At 71.9% G+C, this 13,485-nt stretch carries 12 protein-coding genes, 1 tRNA gene and 1 pseudogene; 6 read left to right on the forward strand and 8 right to left on the reverse strand.

The annotated features are described in order from the left end of the window. Positions 1 to 65: 65 nt before the first annotated feature. The 4 genes and pseudogenes from ACZ4SV_RS17500 to ACZ4SV_RS17515 form a co-directional block, all read right to left on the reverse strand. Positions 66 to 811: pseudogene (locus ACZ4SV_RS17500) on the reverse strand (transcriptional regulator); the annotation flags it as partial. A gap of 174 nt (positions 812 to 985) precedes the next feature. Beyond that, positions 986 to 1,059 (reverse strand) — tRNA-Pro (locus ACZ4SV_RS17505). A 66-nt stretch (positions 1,060 to 1,125) separates the two neighbouring features. Next, on the reverse strand, positions 1,126 to 1,884 hold the full coding sequence (locus tag ACZ4SV_RS17510; protein ID WP_468005219.1) for a Pr6Pr family membrane protein: 759 nt from the start codon (positions 1,882 to 1,884) through the stop codon (positions 1,126 to 1,128). Between the two features lie 265 nt (positions 1,885 to 2,149). Further along, positions 2,150 to 3,076 carry a metallophosphoesterase gene (locus tag ACZ4SV_RS17515; RefSeq protein ID WP_365873796.1) on the reverse strand — a complete coding sequence of 309 codons (927 nt, stop codon included), beginning with the start codon at positions 3,074 to 3,076 and terminating at the stop codon, positions 2,150 to 2,152. A 212-nt stretch (positions 3,077 to 3,288) separates the two neighbouring features. On the opposite strand from ACZ4SV_RS17515, the gene ACZ4SV_RS17520 reads away from it, so the two are divergent. Further along, the gene (locus tag ACZ4SV_RS17520) at positions 3,289 to 3,756 is read left to right on the forward strand and encodes a GatB/YqeY domain-containing protein (RefSeq protein WP_365873794.1); all 468 of its coding nucleotides are present in this window, start codon (positions 3,289 to 3,291) and stop codon (positions 3,754 to 3,756) included. 229 nt (positions 3,757 to 3,985) lie between these two features. On the opposite strand, the gene ACZ4SV_RS17525 is transcribed toward ACZ4SV_RS17520, so the two are convergent. Continuing rightward, entirely contained in the window at positions 3,986 to 6,346 is a 2,361-nt protein-coding gene (locus ACZ4SV_RS17525) for a transglycosylase domain-containing protein (protein ID WP_468005221.1), read from the reverse strand. 583 nt (positions 6,347 to 6,929) lie between these two features. On the opposite strand from ACZ4SV_RS17525, the gene wblA reads away from it, so the two are divergent. Beyond that, complete coding sequence (wblA, locus tag ACZ4SV_RS17530) at positions 6,930 to 7,268, forward strand: transcriptional regulator WblA (protein WP_365873790.1); 339 nt, start codon at positions 6,930 to 6,932, stop codon at positions 7,266 to 7,268. A 502-nt stretch (positions 7,269 to 7,770) separates the two neighbouring features. Here the strand turns inward: wblA and bagB are convergent. Then, positions 7,771 to 9,204 (reverse strand): ATPase BagB, encoded by a 1,434-nt coding sequence (gene bagB / locus ACZ4SV_RS17535; protein ID WP_468005224.1) that lies wholly within the window; start codon positions 9,202 to 9,204, stop codon positions 7,771 to 7,773. Further along, entirely contained in the window at positions 9,201 to 10,178 is a 978-nt protein-coding gene (gene bagA, locus ACZ4SV_RS17540; RefSeq protein WP_468005226.1) for an ATPase BagA, read from the reverse strand. The genes bagB and bagA overlap by 4 nt, the downstream gene beginning before the upstream one ends. Before the next feature lie 95 nt (positions 10,179 to 10,273). Here bagA and ACZ4SV_RS17545 point away from each other — a divergent pair, with 95 nt between their 5' ends. The 4 genes from ACZ4SV_RS17545 to ACZ4SV_RS17560 all read left to right on the forward strand — a co-directional run bounded on the left by ACZ4SV_RS17545 (position 10,274) and on the right by ACZ4SV_RS17560 (position 12,749). Beyond that, positions 10,274 to 10,432: a DUF4177 domain-containing protein gene (locus ACZ4SV_RS17545; RefSeq protein ID WP_009189813.1), complete on the forward strand. Its 159-nt coding sequence runs from the start codon at positions 10,274 to 10,276 to the stop codon at positions 10,430 to 10,432. Then, positions 10,429 to 10,893: a RidA family protein gene (locus tag ACZ4SV_RS17550; RefSeq protein WP_365873784.1), complete on the forward strand. Its 465-nt coding sequence runs from the start codon at positions 10,429 to 10,431 to the stop codon at positions 10,891 to 10,893. The genes ACZ4SV_RS17545 and ACZ4SV_RS17550 overlap by 4 nt, the downstream gene beginning before the upstream one ends. Before the next feature lie 63 nt (positions 10,894 to 10,956). After that, the gene (locus tag ACZ4SV_RS17555) at positions 10,957 to 11,922 is read left to right on the forward strand and encodes an NUDIX hydrolase (RefSeq protein ID WP_468005229.1); all 966 of its coding nucleotides are present in this window, start codon (positions 10,957 to 10,959) and stop codon (positions 11,920 to 11,922) included. Beyond that, complete coding sequence (locus tag ACZ4SV_RS17560) at positions 11,919 to 12,749, forward strand: MBL fold metallo-hydrolase (RefSeq protein ID WP_397943663.1); 831 nt, start codon at positions 11,919 to 11,921, stop codon at positions 12,747 to 12,749. Before ACZ4SV_RS17555 ends, ACZ4SV_RS17560 begins: the two co-directional genes overlap by 4 nt. A 36-nt stretch (positions 12,750 to 12,785) precedes the next feature. Here the strand turns inward: ACZ4SV_RS17560 and ACZ4SV_RS17565 are convergent, their stop codons facing one another. Further along, positions 12,786 to 13,478: a nucleotidyltransferase domain-containing protein gene (locus tag ACZ4SV_RS17565; protein WP_468005232.1), complete on the reverse strand. Its 693-nt coding sequence runs from the start codon at positions 13,476 to 13,478 to the stop codon at positions 12,786 to 12,788. Positions 13,479 to 13,485: the final 7 nt, after the last annotated feature.

Genomic DNA, 13,485 nt, shown 5'->3' on the forward strand with positions numbered 1-13,485 from the left:
ATCCTGGCAGTCTTGCAGCCCTCGTCACCGAGACGGGCTCGCCCCCGGTGGTCAGGCGATCGACATCAAACGGCGACGGACAATTCCCGCAGACGCTCGCGGAACTCCTGTACGGAGGGAACGGACTTGTGCGGCTCCAGCCGTGTGGAGAACTCCTTGAGGCGGTCGAGGGCCCGGACGGATCCGACGCAGTCCTCCAGCAGTCCGGCTCCGTAGTTCCCGGCGTCCAACGCACCCTCCAGGTCACCGCCGGCGAGCCGCGCCTCGGCCAGACGGCTGGACCGTACCGCTTGTCCCGAGGGGCGGCTCTCCCTGCGGATCCTAGGCTGGCGTCGTAGGCCATCCATCCGGCCAGGTGCGACACGCGGGCCGCCAGCGCGTACAGCCGGAGCCTGACTTTGTCCGTGCAACGGCCGCCGCCGAGCAGACCGGTGACCAGAGCCAGGTCGCCTCGCGCCTGTTCCAGCAGTCGAGCGCCGCCAAGCTGGTCGTCGAGCGTACGGAGAGTGCCGATGCGCTGCTCGATCGTCGAGACCATCGTGTTGGTGACCTGGTCACCGTTGAGCGCCGCGGCCATGGCGGGGAGCGCGTCCACCCAGCTCGCCGTGAGCCCGGTCAGGGCGGCTCCCGTGATGGTGAGGAAGCCTCTGCGATCCATCCGTCCACTCCCCACCAGATCGGACAACGCCTCGACGGTACCGGCCTCTTTCCACGGAACGGTGAGCCCGGTCACCTGTCACACAGGGAGCCAGCGGGGCCATCCTCGCCGGCGCGCTGCGTGGACGCTCTCTGGCAGCAGTTCGACGACCAGGGGGTGGGATCGGCTCATCGCTGATGGGAGCAGATCCGGCCCGTGATCCCGACCGGCGCCGTGGTCATGGACGGCATCTTCGGCGCGCAGGAGCGCGGCGGTCGTAGACACGCACGCAAAAGCAGGTTAGGCACTTACTGAATTCAGTAAGTGCCTAACCTGCTGTTATGGCTGTCGGGGTGGCGGGATTTGAACCCACGACCTCTTCGTCCCGAACGAAGCGCGCTGCCAAGCTGCGCTACACCCCGGTGTCGCTGCTTCTCGCGGCGACGTCGTTTACTTTAGCCCACCGGGGGCCGTAGACGAAATCCGGTTCAGAGGCGGTGGCGGGTCGGGGACGGGCGGCCGTGGTCCAGGGTGACCAGGAGGACGGCCAGGGCGTAGACCGCTAGTCCCAGCAGGAGGGCGTTCGCCAGGGTGCTGCGGTAGCCGTGGGCCGTCACGTCCAGGAAGGGGTAGAGGTAGCGCGAGGCCTCGGACGGTGGGAGGACGGCGGCCCGGATGAAGGAGAAGGCCAGGTAGGCCAGTGGGTAGAGGAGCCACGCCGCGGTCTGGCGGAGGTGCAGGCGGGCCGCGGGGGTGAGGAGGAGCCAGTCCAGTACCGCTGCCGCCGGGACCAGGACGTGCAGCACCTGGAGGGCCGTCCACTCGGCGTGCCACCGCTCCGGAGGGGCTGTCGCACCGGTCATGGAGAACGGGGGCGTCGTGTGGTCCAGGAGCAGGTGGTAGACCAGCGCACCGATCACGGCGTAGAGGAGCGTGGCGCCTGTCACGGCGGAGGGGAGCGGGCGGCGGGCCCGCCAAGCCCTCGTCGCCGACAAGAGCATGACCACCGCCAGCAGGATGTCGGCCTGGACGCTGAAGTAGCTCAGGACGCGTGCCGGGCTGCCCAGCAGCAGTTCCAGCGTGACTCCGCCGGCCGCCGCCACCGCGGTCAGGAGGCGGAACACCGCGGCCGGCGGGCGGCGGGCCGGGGCCACCACCGCCGTGGCCGGCACCGGGGCGGGCAGCAGGACGGGCGGGCCCGGGACCGCGGGCAGGTCCGGGATGTCCCTGGGTATCGGGGCGGTCATGCCCCTCACGCTAGGAGCGGGGGAGGGGGGTGGCCAGGTGGGCTGGGCCGGGTGGGTGACGGGCCGAGGTGCGGGGCAGCCGGCCAGCCAGCGAGCCAGGCACGGCCGGGCGATCGTTCGGCCCGGCCGCCGGATCAGTCGTCCGCGCCGGTGCTCGTTCGTTCCGGCCGCCGGACCAGTCGCCCGCCCCTCCGCGATCACTCGCCCAGCCCGCCCCCCGGCGATCACCCCCGGCCGCCGGGCTGCTCGCCGCTCCAGTCGTTCTCTACGCCCTCTCCACCAGCGTCAGCAGTGTCGCCTCCGGCGGGCAGGCGAAGCGGACCGGGGTGTAGCGATTGGTGCCGCAGCCCGCGGAGACGTGGAGGTAGGACGTACGGCCCTCCGCCGTGTGCGTGGACAGGCCCTTCACCCGGTCCGTGTCCAGGTCGCAGTTGGTGACCAGGGCGCCGTAGAAGGGGACGCACAGCTGACCGCCGTGGGTGTGGCCGGCCAGGATCAAGGGGTAGGCGTCCGCGGTGAACGCGTCCAGTACCCGCAGGTACGGCGCATGGACCACCGCGAGCGAGAAGTCGTACGTCCCCGAGGGCCCGCCGGCCACCTGGGCGTAGCGGTCGCGCTTGATGTGCGGGTCGTCCAGGCCGGTCAGCTCGATCGAGGCGCCCTCGGCCTTGAGGACTCCGCGCGTGTTGGTCAGGTTCAGCCAGCCCGCCGCGTCGAAGCCGTCCCGCAGTTCCTCCCACGGGTTGTGGATCGCGCCCACCGCCGGCGGGTTGCCGTTCAGACCGTGGCGTCCGCTCGTCTTCTCCAGCAGATAGCGGGCGGGGTTGCGCAGCTTGGGGCCGTAGTAGTCGTTGGAACCGAAGACGTACGCGCCGGGGAACTCCAGCAGCGGGCCCAGGGCGTCCAGTACCTCGGGGACGCCCTCCGGGTCCGACAGGTTGTCGCCCGTGTTGATCACGAAGTCCGGGCGCAGCCCCGCCAGGGACTGCAGCCAGCGCTGCTTCTTGCGCTGGCCGCTCACCATGTGGATGTCGGAGACCTGGAGCACGCGCAGCGGGCGCATGCCCGGCGGGAGGACGGGGACCGTGACCCGTCGGAGGCGGAACGAGCGGGCCTCGAAGCCCGCCGCATACACCAGACCGGCGGCGCCGGCCGCCATGATTCCCAGGGGAATTCCGTATCGCGCGCGCATGTGTCCATCGTCTCAGACCGGCCGGGCGCGGCGGGACGTCCGCCGGTCACGTGGACGGGCGGGCGGCCTGGCGAGCGCGCCGCGTGCTCGCGTGGACGGGCCGGCGTGCGTCCCCACGCCGGGACCGGGAGTACATCCCGCCTCGGTACCGGCATGCGTCCGGCCGCTAAATGGGCGGGCGTGCGCAGCCGTGCACCTGCGACAATCGCGTCATGACCACCACGCTCAAGTCGAAGCTGCACGACGACCTCAACGCCGCGATCAAGGAGCGTGACGAGCTGCGCTCCTCGACGCTCCGGCTGACGCTCGCCGCGATCACCAAAGAAGAGGTCGCGGGCAAGGAGAAGCGGGAGCTTTCCGACGACGAGGTCGTCCAGGTGATCACCCGTGAGGCGAAGAAGCGCCGTGAGGCGGCCGACGCGTTCGCGCAGGGCGGCCGTGCCGAGCAGGCCGCGCGGGAGAAGGCGGAGGGTGAGGTGCTCGCCGAGTACCTGCCCAAGCAGTTGTCCGACGAGGAGCTGAACGCGCTCGTCGCGCAGGCCGTGGAGGAGGCGAAGGCCGGCGGCGCCGAGGGGCCGCGGGCCATGGGCGCCGTCATGAAGATCGTGAACCCGAAGGTGGCCGGCCGGGCCGAGGGCGGCCGGGTCGCCGCCGCGGTGAAGAAGCTGCTCCAGGGCTGAGCGTCCGCCGCCGCCCCCTCCTGACCCACGCTCCTACGGCCGCGGGGCCGCGCCCCTTCCCAGAGATGCGGCAACGCTCCTACGGCCGCGGGGCCGCACCCCTCCCCAGAGACGCGGCAACGCTCCTACGACAGCGGAGCCTCACTCCTTCCCAGAGGAGGCTCCACGACAGCGGGGCCGCACCCCTTCCCAGAGGTGCGGCCCCGCTGTCGTGTCCGGAGAGCGTGGCCTAGTGCCGGCCGCCTCCGTGTCCGTTCCTGCCGGTTCCGCCGTTCGTCTGGCCCTCGAAGAGGCCCTCGGGGAAGGAGAGCGTCGGCGTCGGGAACGGGTTACGGGGAGCGCCGGTGGCCGTGCCGGTCGTGCCGCCGGTGGCACCGGTGGTGCCGCCGTCAGCGGTTCCCCCGCCCGTCGGCCCGCCGGTCGGTCCCCCGGTCACCTGTCCCGGCGTGTCCCCGTTGCTGCCGTCCGTCGCCCCCCTGTCGCCTTTTCCCTGATCACCGTCCTCGTGGGAGCCGTCGGGGATGTCGACCAGATGGAAGTCAGGCGCCGGCCTGCCGTCCAGCGCGCCGCTCATCATGTCGCGCCAGATCGGGCCCGGGACCTCACCGCCGTAAACCTTGTCGTGCGGGATGCCGCCGATGGTGATGGCGGTCATCTTGCGCTTGTGCTGCGGGTCGCCGACCCAGACCGCGCCCGCCATGTTCGGCGTGTAGCCGACGAACCAGGCGGCGAACCGCTCGTCCGTCGTACCCGTCTTGCCCGCGCTCGCGCGGCTGCCGAGGCCGGCCTCCTGGCCCGTGCCGTCCTCGACCACGCCCTTGAGGAGGGTGCTCACCGTGTCCGCGGTGTTCTCCGACATCGCCCGTGAGCAGGTCGACTTCGGCACCTCCAGGGACTTCTGCTCGCTGCCGGCCTTCCGGGTGACCGACTCGATGGCGACCGGGGTGCAGTACATGCCGCGCGAGGCGAAGGCGGCGTACGCGCTCGCCATCGTCAGCGGGGACATCTCCTGGGTGCCGAGCGCGATGGAGGGCGCCTGGCGGAGCTGGCGGCCGTCCGCGCGGTGCACGCCCATCTTCTTGGCCATGTCGACGACCGGGCAGATGCCGATGTCGCTGATCAGCTGCACGTAGTAGGTGTTGACCGACTTGGCGGTCGCCTCCTTCATGCCGTACGGGCCGTGCTCCTCCTCGTTCTCGTTGGTCAGCTTGGTGGGCTTGCGCGGGTCGTCGCGCCACGTCTTGCCGTCGCACGCGGAGACCGGGCTCGGGTACGTCATCTCGTACGGCGACGAGTACTCCTGCGTCGCGGGCTTCCCGCCCTCGATGGCCGCCGCGGCGACGATCGGCTTGAACGTGGAACCCGGCTGGTAGCCGACGCCTCCGCCCATGTCGTGGTTGACGGACAGGTTGATCGTCGTCTCGTCGTTCCTGACGTTGACGCCGTACGGGCGGGACTGGCCCATGGCGAGGATCTTGCCGGTGCCGGGCTCGACGATGGTCGCGGCGGTCGCCACGGGGTCGCTCTTGTAGACGTGGTCCTTGATGGACTCCTGCACGGACTGCTGCGCCTGCGGGTCGAGCGTCGTACGGATCGTCAGGCCGCCCCGGTTCCACAGCTTGGCCCGCTGCTCCTTGGACTTGCCGAAGACCGGGTCGGTGAGGACGACCTGGCGGACGTAGTCGCAGAAGAAGCCGGCGCCCTTCACGGCGGTGATGCAGCCGTTCTTGGGGCGGCTGGTGTGCAGGCCGAGCGGCGTCTGCTTCGCCTGGTCGGCCTCCTTCTGGGAGATGTCGCCGAGTTCAGCCATCCGCTGCAGCACGATGTTGCGCCGCTTGGTGGCCTCCGCCTCGTCGTTGACCGGGTCGTACCGGCTCGGAGACTGCACGATGCCGGCCAGCAGCGCCGATTCCTGGACGTTCAGGTCCTTGGCGTGCTTGGAGAAGTAGCGCTGGGCGGCGGCTTCGACACCGTAGGCCTGCTCACCGAAGAAAGTGATGTTCAGATAGTTCTCGAGGATCTTCTTCTTGCCCAGCTTGTCCTCGATCTGGATGGCGTACTTCAGCTCGCGGATCTTGCGGCCCAGGGTCTGCTGGGTGGCCTCGGCGACCTTGGTCGGATCGTCGCCGGCCTCTTCGATGAAGTAGTTCTTCACTAGCTGCTGGGTGAGCGTGGAGGCGCCCTGGGCGACCCCGCCCTCCTGGGCGTTCTTGTTCACGGCGCGCAGGACGCCCTTGAGGTCCACGGCACCGTGTTTGTAGAAGCGCGAGTCCTCGATCGCGACGATCGCCTTCTGCAGGTACGGCGAGATGTCCTTGAGGTCGACCACCGTACGGTCGCGGGAGTACACGGTCGCGATCTGCTTGCCCTGGTCGTCCAGGATCGTGGTGCGCTGACTCAGCTGGGGACTCTTCAGATTGGCCGGGATCTCGTCGAAACCCTGGACCGAGCCCTTGGCCGCGAGGCCCAGCGCGCCGGCCGCGGGCAGCGCGATGCCCGCCATCACGGCTCCGGCGAGCACACTGACACCGAGGAACTTGGCGGCCTGCTGCATGGGCGACAGACCGCCGCCCGAGCGCTTCTTTGGCATGGGGGCAGCCTAATCCGTACTGTTGAGCGTTCCGAGGGAGCGACCGCTTCTCGGGATGTTCCGAGTGCCGGATCGTGATGTACCGACGGCACCGCCGGCGCCGTCGGCGTCCCTGGGAGCCGGGCGGGGCGCCGGTCTCCGTCACGGCCCGGTAAAACAGAACGCGTACGTTCTCATTCGCCGGACACGCTGACAGGCCTTGGCCTAAGCTGCTCTCAACTGTCACAACCGAGCGGTCATCTCTCCATACGTACGACGGCGGCGAGCCGTTCCGGACCCGGCCCGGAATTACCGGGGCGTCCGCCCTTTTTCGGGAGGGGCGGGCCCGAATTCGCCGGGTGTGTCGCCCGACGCCCGGTGTGGCATACCGCGACTGCCCCGCTTTGTCGGGATAACCACGAATGTCGCCAGCTCACTCCCGCGGGTGATCTGCCGCTTACCCATAGTCCGTTCGGGCCATTCAAGATTGGGCCCGAAGGGGGTGTTGCGGTGTGCCCGCCTTCCGTAACGTCCTCAACTGGCGGCGGTGAATATGCCGCTGCCGCCGTGGGGGAGCCTGGATTCGGGAGAGGACGGCGCCGGTATGGGCTGGGTAACCGACTGGAGTGCGCAGGCTGCCTGCCGCACTACCGATCCGGATGAACTGTTCGTTCAAGGAGCAGCGCAGAACAGGGCCAAGGCGGTGTGCACCGGATGCCCGGTACGCACGGAATGCCTGGCCGACGCGCTGGACAACCGGGTGGAGTTCGGCGTGTGGGGAGGCATGACGGAGCGGGAGCGCCGCGCGCTGCTGCGCCGGCGGCCCACCGTGACCTCCTGGCGCAGACTGCTGGAAACCGCCCGCTCGGAGTACGAGCGGGGAGCCGGGATCGTGCCCCTCGACAGCGACGAGGTGTACGAGAGCTACGCCGCGGTGAGCTGAGGGCACCCCCTTCCGCACGCTCCCGTGGCACCCCTCTCCAGCACGCCGCCACCGCAGGCGCGCTCCAGAGGCACCGCTTCGGCAGGCGCCAGAGGCGCACCGCACCGGCAGGCCGGCCCCACCGGGCGTGGCCCCATCGCGGAGCGACCCCCCACTTCTGGCAGCCGCCCCAGTCGGGTGAACGACGCCCGCCGCGCACGCGCCCCCGGCCGTCCGCGCGCACACCCGCGTCCACCGCGGCTGCTCCCGCGATACCCGCGTACACCGCGCCTGCCGCGTACACCCACGACCGCCCGCGCACGCTCCTGCCGTACGCGCGCGTGCCCGTGCCACACGTTCCGTGCCCGCACGGCCAGTGCCATACGGCCGCTGTCCACACGACCAGGTCCCGTCCCGCACGGCCCCGCACGGGCGGTCCCGCACGGCCGGTGGCTGTACGGCCCGTCCGCACCTGTGCAGACGGTCCATGCGCGGATGACCCGTGCACGGATGACCCGGTCGCCTATATGTGTCCCCGTCCTTCCGGCCGTTCGCCCGCCAGGCGGTCTCCGATGTCGCGCAGGCCCGCGAGATCGTGGACGTCGCCGGGCAGCGCGGGCACCTCGACCACCGCCACCTCGGGGTGGCGGGCGGTGAAGCGATCGCGCGTGCGCTGCTCGCGCGCGAGCAACTGCATGCGATCGGCGTGCAGCCTCAGCAGGCCCGCCGTGAGCCGGTCGACCGAGCGTTCCGCGTCGGCGGGGGAGCCTTCGTCGGGAGCGGCGACCGCGGTCTCGGCCGCGGGATCAGATGAACTGCCGGTTGGATCAGAAGAGTTACGAAGTCCAGCTTTCCCGCCCCCCTGATCCACAATGCGGGGGTCCTCAAGATTTTCCGCGGCGGCGAGTGCCCGCTCGGCCGACAGCCGCCCGGCACCGCTGCCGTGGACGCGGTTCAGCACCAGACCCACCAGCGGCATCTTCTCCGCGGCCAGCCGCTGCACGAAGTACGCCGCCTCGCGCAGCGCGTCCCGCTCCGGGGCCGCCACCACCAGGAAGGCCGTACCGGGCGCCTGGAGCAGCTTGTAGGTGGCGTCCGCGCGGGTGCGGAAGCCGCCGAAGGTGGTGTCCATCGCGGCCACGAACGTCTGTACGTCCTTCAGCAACTGACCGCCCAGCAACTTGCCGAGGGTGCCGGTCATCATCGACATGCCGACGTTCAGGAAGGCCATCCCCGCGCGGCCCCCCAGCTTCGCCGGCGCGGTCAGCAGGCGGATGAGCCGGCCGTCCAGGAAGGAGCCGAGCCGCTTGGGCGCGTCCAGGAAGTCCAGCGCCGAACGGGACGGCGGCGTGTCGACCACGATGAGGTCCCACTCCTCCCGCGCCCGCAGCTGGCCCAGCTTCTCCATCGCCATGTACTCCTGCGTGCCCGCGAAGCCCGCCGAGAGCGATTGGTAGAAGGGGTTCGCCAGGATCGCGGCGGCCCGCTCGGAGTCCGCGTGCGCCTCCACGACCTCGTCGAAGGTGCGCTTCATGTCGAGCATCATGGCGTGCAGCTCGCCGTCGCCCTCGGTGCCCTTCACCCGGCGCGGCACGTTGTCGAGGGAGTCGATGCCCATGGACTGGGCCAGCCGCCTGGCCGGGTCGATGGTCAGGACGACCACCTTGCGGCCCCGCTCGGCGGCCCGGAGCCCGAGGGCCGCCGCGGTCGTCGTCTTGCCCACGCCGCCCGAGCCGCAGCACACCACGATCCGGGTCTTCGGGTCGTCGATCAGCGGGTCCACGTCCAGCACGCGCGCGGGGGAGAGCCGGCGGCCCTGCTCAGGCCCCGCGGCCGCCCCGGACCCCGCGGCCGCCCCGGACCCCGCGGCCGCCCCGGACCCCGCGGCCGTCCCGGAGGCCCCGGACACCTCAGCCGTCTCCGTCGCCTCGGATGCCTCGGCCGGGTCCGCACTCATGACAACCCCTGCTTCCGCAGCTCGGTGGCGAGTTCGTACAGGCCCGCCAGGTCCATGCCCTCGGCGAGCAGCGGCAGTTCGTGCAGCGGCAGGCCCAGCCCGGCGAGGACCGCGCGCTGCTCCTGTTCCAGCGTGTACCGCTCGGCGTACTCCGCGGCCTGCTCCAGCAGCGGGTCCACCAGCTTCTCGGCGTCCCCGCCGCGCCGGGCCCCGCCCAGACCGGCCGCCGAGAGCGCCCGTGCGACCGAGGAACGCTCCACGGCCGACGCGAGTTCCAGATCGGCCGCGTCCAGTACCTCCGGGCGGACCATGTTCACGATGACCCGGCCCACCGGCAGTTGGGCCGCGCGGAGTTCGGCGATGCCGTCGGCGGTCTCCTGGACCGGCATCTCCTCCAGCAGCGCCACCAGGTGCACCGCCGTCCCCGGGGACTTCAGCACCCGCATCACGGCCTGGGCCTGATTGTGTATCGGGCCGATCCTCGCCAGGCCCGCCACCTCGTCGTTCACGTTCAGGAAGCGGGTGATGCGGCCGGTCGGCGGGGCGTCCATGACCACGTAGTCGTACACGAACGCGCCGGAGCGGTCCTTGCGGCGCACGGCCTCGCACGCCTTGCCGGTCAGCAGGACGTCCCTGAGGCCGGGCGCGATGGTGGTGGCGAAGTCGATCGCGCCCAGTTTCTTCAGGGCCCGGCCGGCGCCACCCAGTTTGTAGAACATCTGGAGATAGTCCAGAAGGGCCCGTTCCGGATCGATGGCGAGGGCGAACACCTCCCCGCCGCCCGGAGCGACCGCGATCTTCCGCTCCTCATAGGGCAACGCCTCCGTCTCGAAGAGCTGGGCGATGCCTTGCCGGCCCTCGACCTCCACGAGAAGCGTCCGCTTCCCCTCGGTCGCGAGGGCCAGCGCGAGTGCGGCGGCGACCGTCGTCTTTCCGGTCCCGCCCTTGCCGCTGACGACCTGGAGCCTGCTCACGCCTTCGAGACTAACCAGTCCGGGCGACGGCCACGCGCGAGGCTGTGGATAACGCGGGTCACCGGGCCGCCGGGCACAGCGGTTACAGTCGGCCCATGACCAAGTGGGAATACGCAACCGTGCCGCTGCTCGTCCATGCCACGAAGCAGATTCTGGACACCTGGGGCGAGGACGGCTGGGAGCTCGTCCAGGTCGTGCCCGGGCCCAACCCCGAGCAGCTCGTGGCCTACCTGAAGCGGGAGAAGCAGGCGTGAGCGCGGTCGAGGCCAGGCTGGCCGAGCTGGGTCTGACCCTGCCGGAGGTCGTACCGCCGCTGGCCGCCTACCAGCCGGCCGTGCGGTCCGGGGTGTACGTCTACACCGCCGGACAGCTGCCGATGGTGGAGGGCAAGCTGCCGGTGACCGGCAAGGTGGGCGCCGAGGTCACGGCCGAGGAGGCCAAGGAGCTGGCCCGTACCTGCGCGCTGAACGCGCTGGCCGCCGTGAAGTCCGTCACCGGCGACCTGGACCGCATCGCGCGCGTGGTGAAGGTCGTCGGCTTCGTCGCCTCGGCGTCCGACTTCACCGGGCAGCCCGGCGTCGTCAACGGCGCCAGCGAGCTGCTCGGCGAGGTGCTCGGCGACAAGGGCGTGCACGCCCGCAGCGCGGTCGGTGTCGCGGTGCTGCCGCTGGACGCGCCGGTCGAGGTCGAGATCCAGGTGGAACTCGTCCCGTAGCCGCCCGCCCGCCGGTCTCGGGCACCTCTCGAACAATCGCCCTACACGGGATAGCCTCCGGCCATGGCGAACGGTCAGTGGTACCCACCGGAGTGGCCGGACCGCATCCGCGCGCTCGCGGACGGCACGCTCACCCCGGTGACCCCCCGGCGCGCGGCCACGGTGCTGCTCCTGAAGGACACCCCGGCCGGCCCGCTCGTCCACATGCTGCGCAGACGCGCCTCCATGGCCTTCGCCGGAGGCGCGTACGCGTATCCCGGGGGCGGTGTCGACCCGCGGGACGACGACCGCCAGATCCGCTGGGCGGGCCCCGCGCGCGCCTGGTGGGCGCGGCGGCTCGGCGTCGACGGGGCGGCCGCCCAGGCGATCGTCTGCGCGGCCGTGCGGGAGACGTACGAGGAGGCCGGTGTGCTGCTGGCCGGCCCGGACCCGGAGTCGGTCGTCGGCGACACCACCGGGGACGACTGGGAGGCCGACCGCGCCGCCCTGGTCGCGCGCGAGCTGTCCTTCGCCGAGTTCCTCGACCGGCGCGGCCTGGTGCTGCGCGCGGACCTGCTGGGTGCCTGGACCCGCTGGATCACCCCCGAGTTCGAGGCCCGCCGCTACGACACCTGGTTCTTCGTGGCGGCGCTGCCCGCGGGGCAGCGCACCCGGAACGCCTCCACGGAGGCCGACCGCACGGTGTGGATCCGCCCGGCCGAGGCCGCCGCCGGGTACGACCGGGGCGAGCTGCTGATGATGCCGCCCACCATCGCCACCCTGCGCCAGCTGCTTCCGTACGGCACCGCGGCCGAGGCGCTGGCCGCCGCGCCCGCGCGCGACATGACGCCGGTGCTGGCGCGCGCCCGGCTGCGGGACGGCGGGATCGTCCTGTCCTGGCCCGGCCACGACGAGTTCACCCAGCACGTCCCGACCACGCCGGCGACCGAGCCGGTGACCGCTTCGACGGCCCCGGGGACGGCCGCGCAGGCGTCCGCGCCCCTGACCGCTCCGACAGCCGCTGAGACGCCCGGTGGAGGCCCCGTATGACCGACGCAAGCGCCCTGCCGGGCCAGCCCCGGGGCGGTGCCCTGTCGGGGCCGGCCACCGAACGGGCGGTCAACGTCCTCGCGCCCAACGCCTCCGCGATGACCCTGGACGGCACCAACACCTGGATCGTGGCCGAACCAGGATCCGAACTGGCCGTGGTGATCGACCCCGGGCCGCTCGACGACGGCCACCTGCGCGCTGTCGTGGACACGGCCGAGAAGGCCGGCCGGCGCATAGCGCTGACCCTGCTGACCCACGGCCATCCCGACCACGCCGAGGGCGCGGCCCGGTTCGCCGAGCTGACCGGCACGCGCGTGCGTGCCCTCGACCCGGCCCTGCGCCTCGGTGACGAGGGCCTGGCCGCCGGGGACGTGATCACGGTCGGCGGCCTGGAGCTGAGGGTCGTACCGACCCCGGGGCACACCGCGGACTCGCTGTCCTTCCATCTCCCGGCCGACCGGGCGGTGCTGACCGGTGACACCGTCCTCGGCCGCGGTACGACCGTGGTGGCGCACCCGGACGGCCGGCTCGGGGACTATCTGGACTCGCTGCGCAGGCTGCGGTCCCTGACGGTGGACGACGGCGTGCACACCGTCCTGCCGGGCCACGGGCCGGTCCTGGAGGACGCCCAGGGCGCCGTGGAGTTCTACCTCGCCCACCGCGCCCACCGGCTCGCCCAGGTGGAGACCGCGGTGGAGGACGGCTACCGCTCCCCGGCGGAGGTCGTCGCCCACGTCTACGCCGACGTGGACCGCTCGCTGTGGCCGGCGGCGGAACTGTCGGTCCGGGCCCAACTGGACTACCTCGGCGAGCACGGCCTGATCTAGGGCCCCTCACGGGGCAGGAACCGGGCCGGGCCGGATTCAGGGGGCGGAAGCGGCCCCCTGGCCGGCCGGACGGGGCGCTTTGACGCCGTGCACGCGCGCGTACTCGCCCGCGAGCCAGGGCCCGAGGTCGTCCACGTACGACCGCAGGACGTCCGGATCACCGACGGGCTCGTGGCCGTACCGCGCCGCCGTACGCAGTTGCGCGGCCCGCTCCGGGTAGTACACGGCGAACGCCCCGGCCATCTCCCCCAGGTCGCCGTTGGTCTCCCGGGCGAGCCGGGAGTCGGGGCGGTAGCGGGGCAGGTGCGCGGCGAGGTCGTCGCCGAGCAGCGGGGTGCACAGACAGGCGGTGAACCAGCCCAGGTCGTACCGCTCCAGGTCGCTCAGCAGCCGCTCACGGCCGTAGAGCAGCGTGCCCACGCCGTCGATCTGCCCGAACTCCCGGTCCAGGGCCGCGCCGAAGGCTCGTACGGCCTCCCGGTCTGCGTCGGCCGGCTCGGCGTGCAGGGCGACCAGGAGGTCCAGGTCGCTGTGGCCGGCGCGTGCGGTGCCGCGGGGGACCGAGCCGTAGAGGTACGCGCTGTGCAGCCGCGTCCCGAAGACGTCCGGGAGCCGGGAGCGGACGGCGGAGACGACCGGGCGGAAGGCGTCCGGCACGTGCGCGAGGGAGCCCTCGCGCACGAGGAAGCCCTCGGCGTCGAGTCCGGGGCGGGGGAGCGGTGCGGTCATGGGACCA

Source organism: Streptomyces sp. NPDC027672 (assembly GCF_055566335.1).

What these genes read in the sequence shown, in the direction of transcription:
- ACZ4SV_RS17515 (WP_365873796.1), bottom strand. Translation starts at nt 3,076, where the DNA reads ATGCGCGCGCGATACGGAATTCCCCTGGGAATCATGGCGGCCGGCGCC.
- bagB (WP_468005224.1), bottom strand. Translation starts at nt 9,204, where the DNA reads ATGAGTGCGGACCCGGCCGAGGCATCCGAGGCGACGGAGACGGCTGAG.
- ACZ4SV_RS17560 (WP_397943663.1), top strand. Translation starts at nt 11,919, where the DNA reads ATGACCGACGCAAGCGCCCTGCCGGGCCAGCCCCGGGGCGGTGCCCTG.
- ACZ4SV_RS17565 (WP_468005232.1), bottom strand. Translation starts at nt 13,478, where the DNA reads ATGACCGCACCGCTCCCCCGCCCCGGACTCGACGCCGAGGGCTTCCTC.
- ACZ4SV_RS17545 (WP_009189813.1), top strand. Translation starts at nt 10,274, where the DNA reads ATGACCAAGTGGGAATACGCAACCGTGCCGCTGCTCGTCCATGCCACG.
- ACZ4SV_RS17510 (WP_468005219.1), bottom strand. Translation starts at nt 1,884, where the DNA reads ATGACCGCCCCGATACCCAGGGACATCCCGGACCTGCCCGCGGTCCCG.
- ACZ4SV_RS17520 (WP_365873794.1), top strand. Translation starts at nt 3,289, where the DNA reads ATGACCACCACGCTCAAGTCGAAGCTGCACGACGACCTCAACGCCGCG.
- ACZ4SV_RS17555 (WP_468005229.1), top strand. Translation starts at nt 10,957, where the DNA reads ATGGCGAACGGTCAGTGGTACCCACCGGAGTGGCCGGACCGCATCCGC.
- wblA (WP_365873790.1), top strand. Translation starts at nt 6,930, where the DNA reads ATGGGCTGGGTAACCGACTGGAGTGCGCAGGCTGCCTGCCGCACTACC.
- ACZ4SV_RS17525 (WP_468005221.1), bottom strand. Translation starts at nt 6,346, where the DNA reads ATGCCAAAGAAGCGCTCGGGCGGCGGTCTGTCGCCCATGCAGCAGGCC.